This window comes from Embleya sp. NBC_00896, assembly GCF_045207785.1.
Lineage (GTDB): Bacteria > Actinomycetota > Actinomycetes > Streptomycetales > Streptomycetaceae > Embleya.
Genome location: NZ_CP108776.1, coordinates 5,493,792 through 5,510,101, shown reverse-complemented (window position 1 = coordinate 5,510,101; position 16,310 = coordinate 5,493,792). Strand labels below are relative to the sequence as shown.

The window sequence follows — 16,310 nt, the reverse complement described above, 5'->3', positions numbered from 1 at the left end:
GTCGCGTCATCGCCGGAGGGGGGATGCACCCCTCCGATTGCCTCAAGCATGCCAGAAGGTAAAGGAAACACCAAGGAGTCCTTTGCCAAATCCGGGTGACAGGGCTTCAGGCGACCTGCTGCGAGGCCGGTGCGGTCAGGCCGGTCGGATACGCGTCAGCCCACCGGCGCGAACCCCTGGCGCGGCTTGAGGGTCGGGGCCGGGAGCGGCTCGGGTGCGCGAGCGGGCGGTACGGGCAGCCCGAGCCGGCCGGTGCCCATGCTCGCGAGCAGCAGCGGCAGCAGGCGCGCGGTCACCCGGGCGTCGGCCAGTGCCGCGTGCGCGTCGGGGAAGGTCAGCCCGAAGTGCGCGCAGCACGTGCCGAGCTTGTGGTCGGCGAGCGGCAGGCCGGACGCCTTCGCCAACTTCATCGTGCACAGCGCGGGCAGCATGGGCGGCGACATCCCGGCCTCGACGAACTCGGCCTCCAGGAAGCGCTGCTCGAACGAGGCGTTGTGCGCGACGACCACGGCGCCCGCGAGCAGCCCGGCCAACTCGGTCGCGACCTGCTCGAAGCGCGGCGCACCCACGACGTCGGACGCGGTGATCCGGTGCACGTGGCCGGCGCCGACCGAGCGCCCGGGGTCGAGCAGCGTGGTCCACTCGCGCAGCACCTGCCCGGTGCCGAGCATGCGCACCACGCCGATCTCCACGATCCGGTCACCCCGCGCGGGCGAGAAGCCGGTGGTCTCCAAGTCGACGACTGCGAACTCGGTCCGAGCAACCTCGGCGGGCACCCCGAGCAGGCGCACGGGATCGGCATAGGCGAACAAGGCGGCTTCCCTCTCCCCCGGCCGCCTGGTCACGACCGACGGGGCGAGAGTCTATGACCCTCGCCCCACCACTCACACCACAATCCCCCGAACCACCCATTCCCGGCAACCCACTTCCAACCCCACCAAAGCCGATCCGACACCTGAGAACACCCCCCAGGCCGACCAAACACGAACCCCAGCCCGACACTTCAAGCCCACAACCCCAGCCCGTCCGGCGCTTGAGGACACCCAAGACCCGCCAAACCCGAACCGCAGCCGGACAACTCAGCCCACGATTCCAGCCCGTCCGGCGTTTGAGGACAACCCGGCCGGAGGCCCAACCCGCGCGCTCAGCGCTCGGTCGTCCCGGCCGCAACCCAAGACAACAGCCGACGAGTCGCATCGGACCCACCCGCCGGCAGATCCGCCGTGTACACCCACGGCAACCCGATCCACGGATCCATGATGTGGTCCTCCGGAATCGCGGTGAGCCGAAGCAACGACCGCCACAACGGATCGAGCAACGGCCCGAACGACTCGGCATCGCCCCGGCTGCCGATCACGATCACATGCACGCCGACCCGCGGCCCCTCCTCCACGATGTGCCGCAACTGGGCCGCACTGCGATCGTCGAACCCGAACGGGAAATCGTGCACGAGCAGCAGCTGCCGAGCCAGGTCCAGGTCCGGCGGCAGCGAGTCCACGGCGTCGTTGGCCACGGCCATCCGCACCAGTTCGATCCGATCCAGCACCCGCCCGAGCAACGCGGACACGTCGGCCGCGCCGGTGGCCACGGGCCCCACGAGCAGCCCGGTCGCCGCGAGCGGCTGCAACGGCGCCGCGGCCGTGCCCTTGCCCGCGGGGTCGATCACGTGCACCTTGAACTCGCCCACCGGGAACGCCGCGAACATCCGCGCCGCCAACGACACCGCGAGCTCGTTCGCCCGCTCCGCGCCGTTGCCGCTCTCGCCGTCGAGGCCGGTCGCCGACGTGTCGATCCACAGGCCGCGGTCCATCGGCAGCCGCAACACCATCGGCACCCGCAACTCGGGCCGCTCGGGCAGGTACAGATCGCCGAGCCGCATCGCCGGCGCACCGTCCTCCGGCGCCTGCCAGCCGGCCCACGACGTGCTGTCCCAGCGCGCCATCACCGGCGGCAGGTTCGGCTCCAGCTGCTCGACCTCGGCGACCAGCTGCGCGGTGTCCCGGTCCAGCACCGCCTTGGCCTGCTCGGCCAGCGCGCGGTGCCGGTCGCGCGCGGTGTCCTGCGCGGCCAGCCCGGCCGGCGAGAACCGCGCGGCGGGGTCGTTCAGTACACCTTCGAGTTCCTTGTCGAGCCGGCCGTCGGCGTACTCGATCGCCGACCGGTAGGCGGCGGCCGATCGCGCGGCGTCCTCGAACACGCCCCAGACCTGTTCGTACAGCTTCTCCACCTCGCGCCGCGCGGCCCGCTGCGCGGCCTCGCGCTCGACGTCCGGCGGGGCCGCGGCCCAGGCCATGCCGCCGTTCGGGTCGATCCGCGGCGGGGTCCCCGGCTCACGCGGCTCGGTGGGCGCGTTGGCGGCGCTGAACGGCGCGGCGGCGGGCCCGGCGAGCGCCGTGCGCGCCCGGTCCACGGCACGGGCGCGGTTTTGTACGCCGATGTCCTTGAGCAGCGCCTCCAGGCCGGCCTCGTAGCCCTGCCCGACCGCGCGCACCTTCCACGCGCCCTGGCGCCGGTACAGCTCGACGGCCTGCAGGGCCCGTTCGCTGCCGAGATCGGTGATCCGGAACGCGGCCACGTCCTCGCCGGCCGCGCGCACGGTGACCACCGGCGCCGCGACCACGCCGAAGCGGTCCACGCCGCCGCCCTCGAGCGAGGCGGCGACGAGTACCCGCTCGACCTCGGCGGGCAGCTTCTCCAGCTCGAACGTCGCGCCGGCCTGACGGATCGTCACCCCGGTGACGTCACCGCCGCCGCGCTGAATCACGTCGTCGTCGTCGCGGACTCGTTCGTCGGCCCCCACGAGGGCCACCACCAGCTCGACCGGGCACTGTGCCGAGAATTCGACCTCCACCCGGGTGTCGGGCAGTGACAGGTTCTGACCCCGTACAAGTTCGGTGCTCACGTGCGTTCGTCCCCTCCCCGCCCCGCCGGGACGGACCCCGCGCGAGCGGGCCGGGAGGCGTTGTCGCCCATCCCGGCCCGCTCACCTTTTTTGGTTGTGCGTTCTACAGGTGCGCGACCAGGGCCGGCAGCAGGTCCCGCAGGGTCTGCCCGTGCGCCGGCTCACCGATCGCGGCCATCTTCCACGCGGTGCCGTGCCGGTAGAGCTTGGCCATGATCTGGCCGGTGTAGTTGCCACCGCCCGACAGCGTGTAGCGCGCGAGCTCGGTGCCCGTGGTCTCGTCCACGATCCGGCAGAACGCGTTCTCGATCTCCTGGAAGGTCTGCCCCTGGAAGGAGCTGACCGTGAAGATGATCTGGTCCACGTGCACCGGCACGCGGGACAGGTCCACGAGAATCGACTCGTCGTCCCCGTCACCGTGCCCGGTCAGGTTGTCGCCGGTGTGGCGAACGGACCCGTCCTTGCTGGTGAGCTGGCCGAAGTAGCAGACGTCGACCGGCTGGTTGTCGGCGAACAGCACGCACGACGCGTCGAGGTCGACTTCCTTCTCCCGGCTGCCGAACAGGCCGCGGCGCTTGATGGCGTCCCAACCAAGGCCCATCCGGACCATGGTCAGCTCGCCACCACCCGGCTTGTCGAGTGAAATCCTCTGGCCCTTGGACATGTTGACGGCCACTGGCGACGTCTCCCCTCACAGATTTGGTCACGCGGCTCGTGGGCGTCGCCCCGACAGGCGGGGCGGACCCACACTGGCCGCAGAGTAGTCCTCGGGTGCCGCCGGTGTCCCGGCGAGCCCCCTCGGTCGCGTTCTCGGATCACGAACCTACCGCTCAAGACGTCCGGGCCCCACAGGCCGTTCCCTCAGCCGGTGATTCGTAGCGGGCGCGGCACTGGTGCCGCGCCCGGGCGCGGCACTAGGCAATGCCCGCGGCCTTCATCCCCCGCAGCTCCTTCTTCAGCTCCCCGACCTCGTCGCGCAACCGCGCGGCCAGCTCGAATTGCAGTTCGGAGGCGGCGGCGTGCATCTGCTCGGTCATCACCCGGATCATGTCCGCGAGATCGGTCGCCGGCACATTGTCGGTCCCGGTCCTGCGGCCGAGCGTCGGCGTCGGCGCCTTCTGCCGGCCCTTGTTGCCCGCGAGCAGGTCGGCGGTGTCCGCGTCCTCGCGCGAGATCGAGTCGAGGATGTCCACGATCTTCTTGCGCAGCGGCTGCGGGTCGATGCCGTTCTCGGTGTTGTACGCGACCTGCTTCTCGCGCCGCCGGTTGGTCTCGTCGATCGCCTTGGCCATCGACGGCGTGATCTTGTCCGCGTACATGTGGACCTGCCCCGAGACGTTGCGGGCGGCACGGCCGATCGTCTGGATCAGCGCGGTGCCCGAGCGCAGGAAGCCCTCCTTGTCCGCGTCCAGGATCGACACGAGCGACACCTCGGGCAGGTCCAGGCCCTCGCGCAGCAGGTTGATGCCCACCAGCACGTCGTACTCGCCCAGCCGCAACTCGCGCAGCAGCTCGACCCGGCGCAGCGTGTCGATGTCGCTGTGCAGATAGCGCACCCGCACACCCTGCTCCAGGAAGTAGTCCGTGAGGTCCTCGGACATCTTCTTGGTGAGCGTGGTCACCAGGACCCGCTCGTTCCGCTCGGCGCGCGTGCGGATCTCGTGCAGCAGGTCGTCGATCTGGCCCTCGGTCGGCTTGACCACGACCTCGGGGTCGATCAGACCGGTCGGCCGGATGATCTGCTCGACGACGGTGTCCGCCTTGGCCAGCTCGTACTTGCCGGGGGTCGCGGACAGATACACCGTCTGGCCGATCCGCTCCAGGAACTCCTCCCACTTGAGCGGGCGGTTGTCCATCGCGGACGGGAGCCGGAAGCCGTGCTCGACGAGTGTGCGCTTGCGCGACGCGTCGCCCTCGTACATCGCGCCGATCTGCGGCACGGTGACGTGCGACTCGTCGAGCACGAGGAGGAAGTCCTCGGGGAAGTAGTCGAGCAGCGTGTTCGGCGCGGTGCCGGACTCGCGGCCGTCCATGTGCCGCGAGTAGTTCTCGATGCCCGAGCAGGTGCCGATCTGGCGGAGCATCTCGATGTCGTACGTCGTGCGCATCCGCAGGCGCTGGGCCTCCAGGACCTTGCCCTGGCGATCCATCAGCGCGAGCGTCTCCTCGAGCTCCTTCTCGATCCCGGCGACCGCGCGCTCCATCCGCTCGGGACCGGCCACGTAGTGGGTGGCGGGGAAGACGTACAGCTCGGTGTCCTCGCTGACCACCTCGCCGGTGAGCGGGTGCAGCGTCATCAGCGACTCGATCTCGTCGCCGAACATCTCGATCCGCACGGCCAGCTCTTCGTAGACCGGGAAGATCTCGATCGTGTCGCCGCGCACCCGGAAGGTCCCGCGCGTGAACGCGACGTCGTTGCGGGTGTACTGGTTGCCGACGAAACGGCGCAGCAGCGCGTCGCGCTCGATCTCCTCGCCGACCCGCAGGCGGACCATCCGGTCGACGTACTCCTGTGGCGTGCCCAGGCCGTAGATGCACGACACGGACGCGACCACGACGACGTCGCGCCGGGTCAGCAGCGAGTTGGTGGTCGAGTGCCGGAGCCGCTCGACCTCCTCGTTGATCGAGGAGTCCTTCTCGATGTAGGTGTCCGTGGTGGGGACGTACGCCTCGGGCTGGTAGTAGTCGTAGTACGAGACGAAGTATTCGACGGCGTTGTTGGGCAGCAGCTCACGGAATTCGTTGGCGAGCTGGGCCGCGAGCGTCTTGTTGGGCGCCATGACGAGCGTCGGCCGCTGGAGCCGCTCGATCATCCACGCGGTCGTCGCCGACTTGCCGGTGCCGGTCGCGCCGAGCAACACCACGTTCTTGTCGTCCGCCCGGACCCGCTGTTCGAGAAGATCGATCGCCTGCGGCTGATCACCGGACGGCTGGAAGGGACTGACGACCTCGAAGGGCGCCACTTTGCGTTCGAGATCGGTAATGGGTCGCACGGCATACACGTTACGGGTCCGCACCGACAAACGAGGCTCAGCCGCCCGTCAACCGCTCCCACAGCGCCAGCAGCTGCGGCTCCAGCGCCTCCAGCGGACCGTCGTTGTCGATCACCACGTCCGCCACCGCGAGCCGCTGCGCACGCGTGGCCTGCGCGGCCATCCGCGCCCGGGCGTCGGCCTCCGGCATCCCCCGCAGCCGGACCAGCCGATCCAGCTGCGTCGCCTCCGCGGCGTCCACGACCACGACCAGGTCGTACAGCTTCGCCAGGTTGTTCTCCGCCAGCAGCGGCACGTCGTTGATCAGCACCGCGTCCTCGCCCGCGGCCTCGGTCAACGCGGCCGCCCGTGCCCCCACCAAGGGGTGCACGATCGCGTTCAGCGCGGCCAACCGCTCCGTCGACCCGAACACGATCCGTCCCAGCCCCGGCCGATCCAGTGACCCGTCCGGCAGCAGGATCCCCTCGCCGAACTCGGCCACCACCGCCGCGAGCCCCGGCGTACCCGGCTCCACGACCTCGCGCGCGATCCGGTCCGAGTCGATGACCACGGCCCCCAGCTCCGCGAGCCGGCGCGCCACCTCGCTCTTGCCGGCCCCGATCCCACCGGTCAGCCCGACGTTGCCCCTGCTGCCCATGCCGCGCCCCTCGTACCCTCCGCCGGACCAAGACCGGGCCAGCCTAGTCCCGCGCACTGGTGCCGTGACCGGGAGCGTTCACCGGCCCCCGAACGCGCCGGGAGCCCGCCCCGGACGCACCGAGGCAGGCTCCCGATCACAACGCGACGCAACCCGACACCGCGGGCCGCGAGGGCCGCGACTTCGTCAGATGTTCAGCTTCCGGAAGATCGGCCGCGGGACGTGCCGCAGGGCCGACATCACGAAGCGGAACTGGCCCGGTACCCACACGACCGAGGACTTCCTGCGCAGGCCCTTGACGATCGCCTCGGCGACGATCTCCGGCGTGGTCGCCAACGGCGCGTCCGGCAGGCCCTCGGTCATCTTGGTCTTCACGAAGCCCGGCCGCACGACCATCACGTGCACGCCCGTGCCGTGCAGCTTGTCGCCCAGGCCCTGCGCGAACGCGTCCAGCCCGGCCTTGGTCGAGCCGTAGATGAAGTTCGACTTGCGGGCCCGCTCGCCCGCCACCGACGAGATCACCGCGAGCGCGCCGTGCCCCTGCCGCGACAGCGCGTTCGCCGCCGCGAGGCCGGCCGAGACGCCGCCCACGTAGTTGACCTGCGCGACCCGCGCGGCGGCCGACGGGGACTTCTCGTCCGCGTCCTGGTCGCCGAGCACACCGAACGCGAGCAGCACGACGTCGATGTCGCCCGCCGCGAAGACCTCGTCGATGGTCTTCTCGTGGTCGTCGGTCTCGGCCGCGTCGAACGCGACCACCTCGACCGTGGCACCGCGGCCCCGCAGGTCGTCGGCGGCCGTGTCCAGCGCGGCGGAGGGGCGGCCGGCGAGCACGACGCGCCGAACCCGCTCGGCGACCATCGCGCGGGCCGTGGTCAGCGCGATCTCGGAGGTGCCGCCGAGAACGAGCAGGGACTGCGGTGCGCCCAGGGCGTCTTTCACAGTGCGTCCTTCACAAAAGAAAACGAATGGATCGGGGACTCAGAGACCGAGCCGGCGGGCCTGGTCGGAGACGAAGATCCCGTCCGGGTCCACCTTGGCGCGCACCTCGCGGAACTGCTCGAGCCGCGGGTACATCCGCGCCAGGTCGGCGGGGTCCATCCGCGAGTCCTTCGCGAGGTAGAACCGGCCCTCGTTGGTGAGCACGATCTCGTCGAGCTGCTTGAGCAGCCGGGCCAGGCCCGGCGTGTTGGTCGGGAAGTCGAGCGTCAGCGTCCACCCCGGCTTGGGGAAGGACAGGAAGCCCGCGTTGCCCGGACCGAAGCGCTTGAGCACGGTCAGCGAAGACGGCGCGCCGTGCGCGCTGATCGTCTCGACGGCCTTGACCAGCCCGTCCTCACGGCCGAACGGCACCACGAACTGGTACTGCAGGAAGCCGGTGCGCCCGTAGACCCGGTTCCACTCCTGGACCAGGTCGAGCGGGTGGAAGAACCCGGTGATCGACTGCAGTTGGCCGACCTTGTGCTGCGGCGCCTTGCGGTACCACAGCTCGTTGAACAGGCCCATCGTGAGCTTGTTCGGCAGCCGGCCCGGGACCAGGTCCGGCACGGTCAGCAGCGAACCGGTCCGGAACCGCAGCGGGTCGCGGCGCTTCTTCGCGGGCAGCTCGTCGAGCGTGGCGAACTCGCCGCAGGTGAGCACGCAGCGCCCGAGGTTGGCGCCCTTGGCGAGGCAGTCCAGCCACGCGACCGTGTACGTGTACTTCTCGTCCGTCTCGGCCATGAGCGCCATGGCCTCGTCGAGGTTCTTCGTCCGGTCGGTGTCCACCGACGCCAGCGAGGTCTCGATCGGCGTCATCCGGATCGTCGCCGACAGGATGAGGCCGGTGAGCCCCATGCCGCCCGCGGTGGCCCAGAACAGCTCGGGGTCGGCCTCGGGGGTGACCGTGCGCACGGTGCCGTCGGCCATCAGCATGTCGAAGGACAGCACGTGGTTGCAGAAGCTGCCGTCCGCGTGGTGATTCTTGCCGTGCACGTCGGCGCCGATCGCGCCGCCCACGGTCACCTGCCGGGTCCCCGGCGTGACCGGCACGAAGAACCCGAAGGGAACGAACAGTTCGATCAGCCGGTCGAGGCTGACCCCGGCCTCGCAGGTGACCAGGCCGCGCTCCAGGTCCACCGCGAGGATGCGGTCGAGCCCGGTCATGTCCAGGACGGTGCCGCCGCCGTTCTGCGCGGGATCGCCGTACGAGCGGCCGAGGCCGCGGGCGATCACACCGCGCGAGGTGCGCCGCCCCAACGCGGTCGCGACCTCGTCGCGACTGGTGGGGCGCACGACATCGGCGAACGTGGGGGCGGTGCGGCCCCACCCGTTCAGGCTGACCCGCCGAGCGGTTGGACGTGCGTCGGCCGACGGGCCGTCAGACATGGAAAACTCCCAGAACAAAGGTGAGAAGCCAGGCGAAGCCAAGGCCGACGAGGACCTTGTCCTTGAGAAGAACGTCCTCGGGGGACCCCGCGGTTCCGGCATCCACGTACACGGCGTAGCGCAGGAACGCGAAGCCGAACGGAATCAGGGACAGCTGGTGCCACGCGAGCGTCGAATCGCCCTCGGGAATCTGGAATGCCCACAGGGAGTACGTGAGCAGCGTCACCGAGACCGCCATCTGCCACACGAACCGCAGGTAGGTGATCGAGTAGTTGGCCAGCGAGGCACGCGTCTTGGCGGCCTCCTCGCCCATCAGGACCATCTCCGAGTAGCGCTTGCCGGCCACCATGAACAGCGACCCGAAGCCCGCGGTGAGCAGGAACCAGCGCGACAGCGGCAGCTCGGACGCGGTACCGCCGGCCATCGCCCGGAACAGGAAGCCGGACGCGACCATCGCCAGGTCGAGCACGACCACGTGCTTGAAGGAGAAGCAGTAGGCGATGTTCAGCGCCACGTACAGGCCCAGGACCAGCGCCGTCCCGGCGTTGCACAGCAGCACTCCGAGCGTGACCGCGCCGATCCCCAGGATCGGCCCCAGCACCCACGCGAGCTTGACCGGGACCACGCCCGACGCGATCGGCCGGTTGCGCTTGGTCGGGTGCTCGCGGTCGGCCTCGACGTCGAACGCGTCGTTGACGTAGTAGATCGCCGACGCGGCGAGGCAGAACAGCAGGAACATGATCGCCGACTGCTTGATCACATACCACTCGTCCAGGCGTCCCGACGCGAGCGGCGCCGCGAACACGAGCACGTTCTTGACCCACTGCTTGGGTCGGGCGAGCTTGAGCAGCCCGCCGGCGAGTCCGCCACGCGGCGGGCTCGGCGGCGCCTCGACCACGGCGGTCGCGGTCGGTGCGCGCGATTCGAGCGGTGCTTCCAGCGGTTCTTCGAGCGTCGATTCGATCTCGGATGTACTCAAAACTCAGACCCTTTCGGGGCGCAGCGCGCGGCGGGCCCAGGCTCGACCCAGGCCACCGGCGGCGACGCCCATGGTCGCCCCGGCGACGACGTCGGACGGATAGTGGACGCCCACGACGAGCCGCGAGAAACACGTCGCAGCGGCGGCCGTACCGGTGACGGCGGTGGGCAGCAGGCCGTGGAACGCCACGGCGGCGGCGGCCGAGGAGACCGAGTGGGAGGACGGAAAGCTGTGTCGGCCCGCGGTGCGCACGATCGGCTCCAGTCCCGCTATCGCGGGGCGGGGACGGCGCACGACGCGCTTGACGACCATGCTCGCGACGTGCGCGCCGGCGACCGTGGCGGTCGCACGCAGCCATTCGCCGCGCCGATCGCCGTCCACCGCGGCACCCACGAGCCCGGCGGCCAGCCACACGCCGGCGTGCTCGCCGGCGAAGGACAGCGCCTTGCTCGTGTTCTGGACGACCGGATGCGCGGTCCGTCCACGTACTCCGCGGTACAAGGCGACATCGGTCGTGCCGACCGCCTTGAACACCTGCCCGGTGGCGAAAGATCCACCAAAGGCCATCGAAATCCTCATTCCTTACCGCAAGTCGAGTGGGCGCCTGCCCCGGGCTCGGGGGCCAACGTGCACGGCGGTCGTCCCGACCGCCACACGGGCCACTTCCATGCGCCCGGCGCCTGGCACCAATGGATCAGGGTACGCGAAGCGGGCAAGCCGCCCTCGCCGCGCATCGGCCTCCGCCGAACCCGCGCCCCGAACCGACGCTGCCAAAGCCCCGGTTCTCCCGTCTCGCCAGACCCCTTTCGTAACGGAACTGTGCCAGACCCGCATCCTCCACGAAGCCTCCCCGACGCCGACCCGAGACCGAACCGGACCCACCTCGAACGCCGGTTCAAACCCAGCCCGTCCGGCATTTGAGGACAAATAGCCCAATCGACGCTCGAGACCACCTCGACCGAACACCGGCTCGAACCCAGCCCGTCCGGCGCTTGAGGACAAGCAGCCCGACCGGCGCTCAAGGCCACCTCGACCGAACGCCCAACCAAACCCAGCCTGTCCGGCATTTAAGGACAAACAACCCAATCAACACTCAAGGCCACCTCGACCGAACACCCGACCAAACCCAGCCCGTCCGGCGCTTGAGGACAAGCAGCCCGGCCGGCGCTCAAGGCCACCTCGACCGAACACCCGACCAAACCCAGCCCGTCCGGCGCTTGAGGACAAGCAGCCCGGCCGGCGCTTGAGGCCGGCGATGGCCGCAGGCCGAGCCCTACCGCAACGGAACAGGCGAGAAGCCCCCGGCAAGGACGCGCAAAGGAACCCCCGCCCCATCGGACCGCACCGACCACACATCCGTCGCCGCCCCGACCCCCGTCGGCAGTCCGTACGCGACCGTGCCGTCGTCGAGCCACACCGCCTGGTCGTCCACACTCCGCGCCTCCGCCAACGGCGTCTCCCGCATCGTCGCGAGGTCCAACACGTGCAGCCGCCAAGGGTTACGGGTGCTCTGCGACACCTTCTTCTTGAACACCAGGCGCGTACCGTCCGGGGACAACGACGGGCACTCCACGTTCTCCCGCAGCACGGTCATCGTCCGGGCCCGCAGATCACCGCGCACCAGGTACGTCCGCCCCGAACTGTTCGTCGACAGCGTGGCGTAGAACGCGTTGTCGTCGGCCGTGAACGTGACGCCCCAGAAGTTCCGGTCCGGGGACTTGAGTTCCTTGCCGTCCCGGGTCGTGGTGAAGTCCTCCAGGTTCGCGGTCAGCGCGCCCGTGTGGGTGTCCAGGATCGAGGTCCGGGTGGAGAACGTCATCGACGCGTAGGAGTCGCCGTAGACGAACACGGTCCACGAGGCCATCCGCCCCGAGGCCGACACCCGGGCCCGATTGGGCGTGCCCTCCAGCTCGATCCGCCGCACCTGACGCAGCTCCGCGTCCAGGATCAGCGCGACATTGCGCCTGGCGAGGCCGCCCTCGGTGGTCAGGCACAGCGCGGTGCCCGCCGCCGCGTACACCCGCTCGCACGCGCGCTCGCCCACCGATCGCGGCCCGCCCGGATCGGCCGCCGCCACCGTCGCGAGCCGGCCGTACCCGGGCCCCGACTCGGTGCTGCGAAACAGCAGCCGGGGCGCGCCGCCCAAGGTGAGCGGCGCACCGCCCGGCGCGGTGCCGGACCCGCCGTGCAGCTTCTCGTCCTCGCGCCGGACCGCGTACACGGTGTACGCGATCGCGATCCCCGCGAGCAGCGCCAGGACCAGCCCGAACACGAGCAGTCGGCCCTTGGTGACGACCGGCCGCACCGGCGCGTCAGCGGACACCGGACACCCCCTCGCGCCGCCGGAGCCCGCGCCGCCCGGACAACGCCGCGGCCGACCCGAGCAGGGCCACCGCGAGCGCGATCGCCAGCATCCGGACCGCGGCCTCGGGTCCCCACGCCGTCCACAGCGCGCCGAAGATCATCGAGGACCCGAACCGCCCCGCCGCCTGCCCCGTCTGCACCACCGCGAGCCCGCCCGCGCGCCCGCCCGCCGGCAGCCGCGCCCCCACCGCCGCCGACAGCACGCCATCGGTCGCCGCGTAGAACACGCCGTGCAGCGCCAGGACCGCGACCAGCAGCCCGACCCCGCCGAGCGGGCCGCCGAGCAACAGGTACGCCCCCAGCAGCACGCCGTGCCCGGCCAGGAACACCCGCCGCCGCCCGACCCGGTCCGCGATCCGCCCCAACGGCACCGCGAGCACCAGGTAGACCCCGGCCGTGCCCAGCGGCAGCAGCGGGAACCAGTGCGGCTCGATGTCCAGCCGATGCTGGAGCAGCAGGTACACGAAGGCGTCGCCGACCGTGACCAGCCCCAGCAGCGCCGCCACCGCGCACAACCGCCGATACGGCCGATCCCGCAGCAGCCGCAGCCCGTCCCGCCACGTGCGCCCTGTCCGGGGGATCGGCCCGTGCTCGACCGGATCGCGGTGATCGCGCACGAACAGCACCAGCATCGCGACGCCGACCAGGCCCACGCAGAAGCTCACCACGAACACCGCGTCGTAGGCCGTGCCCACCGCGGCCAGGATCGTGAACGCCACGAGCGGCCCCATGAAGGCCCCGGCGGTGTCCAGGGCCCGGTGCACGCCGAACGCGCGCCCCTGCGCCTCGGGCGTGCTGGAGAGCGAGATGAGCGCGTCGCGCGGCGCGGTCCGCAGCCCCTTGCCGGCCCGGTCGGCCGCGAGCACCGCGCCGATCCCCGGCACCGAGGCCCCCGCGAGCGGCAGCCCGAGCTTGGCCACGGCCGACATCCCGTACCCCACCACCGCGACCTTCTTACGCGCGGCGAACCGGTCGGCGAGGTGCCCGCCGACGAGCCGCAGGAAGACCGTGACGCCGGAGTACAGGCCGTCCAGGAAGCCGAACTGAAGCATCGTCAGCCCGAGCCCGGTGACCAGGTAGACCGGCATCACCGCCGTGACCATCTCCGAGGAGACGTCGGTCACCAGGCTCACCATGCCGAGCGCGATCACGTTGCCCGTGACGACCGCGCCGGCCCCGACTCCGGCCCCGGGCGCGGGCGCGGTCGCGGGCCGCTCGCCGATGAGTTCCGGACGTCCGGACGAGACGTACACGCCGCACCCTCCCCCGGCTCGCGCGATCGCCACGACGCTAGCGCGTGTCCCGCGCGCCCGCACCGGAACAGCCGAAAGCCCCACCTCCCGGGAAAGGAGGTGGGGCCTTCGATCCGCCGTCAGCTACCGGCGGAGTGGATCAAGCAGCCCGACACGAGGTCAGCTCTGGCCGCCGGCCAGCTTCTCACGCAGCGCGGCGAGCGCCTCGTCGGACGCCAGGGCGCCACCGGTGGTGTCGGCCTCGACCTCGTCGTCACCGCCCGAGGAGTACGCGCCGGCGGCTTCGCCGGCCACGGCCTCGGCCTCGGCCTCGCGAGCCTTGACGACCTGCTGCTGGTGCGACTCGAAGCGCGTCTGGGCGTCGGCGTACTGCTTCTCCCACTCCTCGCGCTGCTTGTCGAAGCCCTCGAGCCAGTCGTTGGTCTCCGGGTCGAAGCCATCGGGGTAGATGTAGTTGCCCGCGTCGTCGTACGTCGCGGCCATGCCGTAGAGGGTCGGGTCGAACTCGGCCGTGGCCGGGTCCGCGCCGAACGCCTCGTTGGCCTGCTTCAGCGAGAGGCTGATGCGGCGACGCTCGAGGTCGATGTCGATGACCTTGACGAAGATCTCGTCGCCGACCTGGACGACCTGCTCCGGGATCTCCACGTGGCGCTCGGCCAGCTCGGAGATGTGGACCAGACCCTCGATCCCCTCGTCCACACGGACGAACGCACCGAACGGAACCAGCTTGGTGACCTTGCCGGGAACGACCTGGCCGATCTGGTGCGTACGGGCGAACTGCTGCCACGGGTCTTCCTGGGTCGCCTTCAGCGACAGGGAGACGCGCTCGCGGTCCATGTCCACGTCGAGGACCTCGACGGTGACTTCCTGGCCGACCTCGACAACCTCGGACGGGTGGTCGATGTGCTTCCAGGACAGCTCGGAGACGTGCACGAGACCGTCGACGCCGCCGAGGTCGACGAACGCACCGAAGTTGACGATCGAGGACACGACGCCCGTGCGGACCTGACCCTTCTGCAGGGTCGTGAGGAAGGTCTGGCGCACCTCGGACTGGGTCTGCTCGAGCCAGGCACGGCGGGACAGGACCACGTTGTTGCGGTTCTTGTCCAGCTCGATGATCTTGGCTTCGAGCTCCTTGCCCACGTACGGCTGGAGGTCACGCACACGACGCATCTCGACCAGCGAGGCCGGGAGGAAGCCGCGGAGGCCGATGTCGAGGATGAGACCACCCTTGACGACCTCGATGACGGTACCGGTGACGATGCCGTCTTCTTCCTTGATCTTCTCGATCGTGCCCCAAGCGCGCTCGTACTGAGCCCGCTTCTTCGAGAGGATCAGGCGACCTTCCTTGTCCTCCTTCTGGAGAACCAGGGCCTCGATGTGGTCACCGACAGTGACAACCTCGTGGGGGTCCACGTCGTGCTTGATGGAAAGCTCGCGGGACGGGATGACGCCTTCGGTCTTGTAACCGATGTCGAGCAGGACCTCGTCCCGGTCGACCTTGACGATCACGCCATCCACGATGTCGCCGTCGTTGAAGTACTTGATCGTCTCATCGATCGCTGCGAGGAAGTCTTCCTCGGAGCCGATGTCGTTGACCGCCACCTGCGGGGTGGTGCTGGGCGTGGCCTCGGTGCTGCTCGTCATGTGGGTAAGGGCTCCGGGTACGGACAGAAGTCGTTTTCAAACACGCTTCAGGACCCGGTTTCGCCCCCGACGCCCGCGACCATGCAAGAGGATGGCGTGGGATCGACAAAGGTGAGCGCGACCTGCTACGTCTGAGTTCACGCAGGCCCGCGGCGCAACTTGCAGCATACGGGGCCGACCGGGTGCGGTCAACGCGCACGGGATGCATGGGGTCAAGGGGGACGACTCGAAGGGAGTACCCTACGCGCGTCCGAGCCAATTGCAGTCCCTGGAGTCCCGTGAACCGCCCCATTTCCCACGAGCCGCACGCGTCACTCGCCGCGCAATACGTGGACCCCGACGAGCTCGACGACGCCGACGACGACGCGGTGCGCCGCAAGGTCGGCCTCGTGGAGAGTGTGCGCGCCGGGCGGCACTGGTGGGACGCGAACGCCGACGACTACCAGATCGAGCACGGCGACTTCCTCGGCGACGCGCGGTTCACCTGGTGCCCCGAGGGGCTGGACGAGGACCGCGTGGGGCTGCTCGGCCCGGTCGAGGGGCGCACCGTCCTGGAGGTCGGCGCGGGCGCGGCCCAGTGCTCGCGGCGGCTGCTCGCGCGCGGCGCGCACCCGATCGCGCTCGACCTGTCGCTGCGTCAGCTCCAGCACTCGCGGCGACTGGACGAGGAGCACGGCACGAGCGTGCCGGTCGTGCAGGGCGACGCGGCCCGGCTGCCGTTCGCCGACGCCGCGTTCGACCTCGCGTTCTCCGCGTACGGCGCGCTGCCGTTCAGCCCGGACGGGGCGGGCATCATGCGCGAGGTGTACCGGGTGCTGCGGCCGGGCGGGCGGTGGGTCTTCTCGATCACGCACCCGATCCGCTGGGCGTTTCCGGACGAGCCGGGGCCCGAGGGGCTGACCGCGGTGACCTCGTACTTCGACACGACCCCCTACGTCGAGCAGGACCACACCGGGCGGGCCACCTACGTCGAGCAGCACCGCACCCTCGGCGACCGGGTGCGCGAGGTGGTCGGCGCCGGGTTCCGGCTGGTCGACATCGTCGAGCCGGAATGGCCCGAGGACCTCGACTCGGTGTGGGGCGGCTGGAGCCCGCTGCGCGGACGACTGTTCCCGGGCACGGCGATCTTCGTGTGCGACCGGGACTGAGCGGGTCGCCGCGCGGGCCG

The 16,310-nt window shown here is 70.5% G+C and carries 13 protein-coding genes; 1 reads left to right on the top strand and 12 read right to left on the bottom strand.

The genetic code is table 11. The features are described 5' to 3' along the window. Positions 1-155: 155 nt before the first annotated feature. The 12 genes from OG928_RS25005 to rpsA form a co-directional block, all read right to left on the bottom strand. Complete coding sequence (locus tag OG928_RS25005) at positions 156-812, bottom strand: exonuclease domain-containing protein (RefSeq protein ID WP_406287563.1); 657 nt, start codon at positions 810-812, stop codon at positions 156-158. A 332-nt stretch (positions 813-1,144) separates the two neighbouring features. Then, a complete protein-coding gene (locus tag OG928_RS25000) occupies positions 1,145-2,902 on the bottom strand; it encodes a TerD family protein (protein ID WP_406287561.1) in 1,758 nt (585 codons plus the stop codon). Between the two features lie 103 nt (positions 2,903-3,005). Further along, positions 3,006-3,578: a TerD family protein gene (locus OG928_RS24995; protein ID WP_406287560.1), complete on the bottom strand. Its 573-nt coding sequence runs from the start codon at positions 3,576-3,578 to the stop codon at positions 3,006-3,008. A 238-nt stretch (positions 3,579-3,816) separates the two neighbouring features. Beyond that, positions 3,817-5,895 (bottom strand): excinuclease ABC subunit UvrB, encoded by a 2,079-nt coding sequence (gene uvrB / locus OG928_RS24990; protein WP_406287558.1) that lies wholly within the window; start codon positions 5,893-5,895, stop codon positions 3,817-3,819. Positions 5,896-5,932: 37 nt separating this feature from the next. Beyond that, positions 5,933-6,532: a dephospho-CoA kinase gene (gene coaE / locus OG928_RS24985; RefSeq protein ID WP_406287555.1), complete on the bottom strand. Its 600-nt coding sequence runs from the start codon at positions 6,530-6,532 to the stop codon at positions 5,933-5,935. Between the two features lie 186 nt (positions 6,533-6,718). Continuing rightward, a complete protein-coding gene (locus OG928_RS24980) occupies positions 6,719-7,474 on the bottom strand; it encodes a decaprenylphospho-beta-D-erythro-pentofuranosid-2-ulose 2-reductase (RefSeq protein WP_406287553.1) in 756 nt (251 codons plus the stop codon). Positions 7,475-7,513: 39 nt separating this feature from the next. Next, positions 7,514-8,899, bottom strand: a complete 1,386-nt coding sequence (locus tag OG928_RS24975; protein ID WP_406287551.1) for an FAD-binding protein — start codon at positions 8,897-8,899, stop codon at positions 7,514-7,516. Continuing rightward, complete coding sequence (locus OG928_RS24970; protein ID WP_406287550.1) at positions 8,892-9,878, bottom strand: decaprenyl-phosphate phosphoribosyltransferase; 987 nt, start codon at positions 9,876-9,878, stop codon at positions 8,892-8,894. The genes OG928_RS24975 and OG928_RS24970 overlap by 8 nt, the downstream gene beginning before the upstream one ends. Positions 9,879-9,881: 3 nt before the next feature. Continuing rightward, complete coding sequence (locus OG928_RS24965) at positions 9,882-10,445, bottom strand: phosphatase PAP2 family protein (protein WP_406287549.1); 564 nt, start codon at positions 10,443-10,445, stop codon at positions 9,882-9,884. Positions 10,446-11,151: 706 nt separating this feature from the next. Next, positions 11,152-12,201 (bottom strand): hypothetical protein, encoded by a 1,050-nt coding sequence (locus OG928_RS24960; RefSeq protein ID WP_406287546.1) that lies wholly within the window; start codon positions 12,199-12,201, stop codon positions 11,152-11,154. Then, entirely contained in the window at positions 12,191-13,495 is a 1,305-nt protein-coding gene (locus OG928_RS24955) for an MFS transporter (protein ID WP_406287544.1), read from the bottom strand. The genes OG928_RS24960 and OG928_RS24955 overlap by 11 nt, the downstream gene beginning before the upstream one ends. 159 nt (positions 13,496-13,654) lie before the next feature. Further along, complete coding sequence (gene rpsA, locus OG928_RS24950) at positions 13,655-15,142, bottom strand: 30S ribosomal protein S1 (RefSeq protein WP_406287542.1); 1,488 nt, start codon at positions 15,140-15,142, stop codon at positions 13,655-13,657. A 278-nt stretch (positions 15,143-15,420) separates the two neighbouring features. Between rpsA and OG928_RS24945 the strand changes: the two genes are divergently transcribed. Then, positions 15,421-16,290 carry a class I SAM-dependent methyltransferase gene (locus tag OG928_RS24945; protein ID WP_406287540.1) on the top strand — a complete coding sequence of 290 codons (870 nt, stop codon included), beginning with the start codon at positions 15,421-15,423 and terminating at the stop codon, positions 16,288-16,290. Positions 16,291-16,310: the final 20 nt, after the last annotated feature.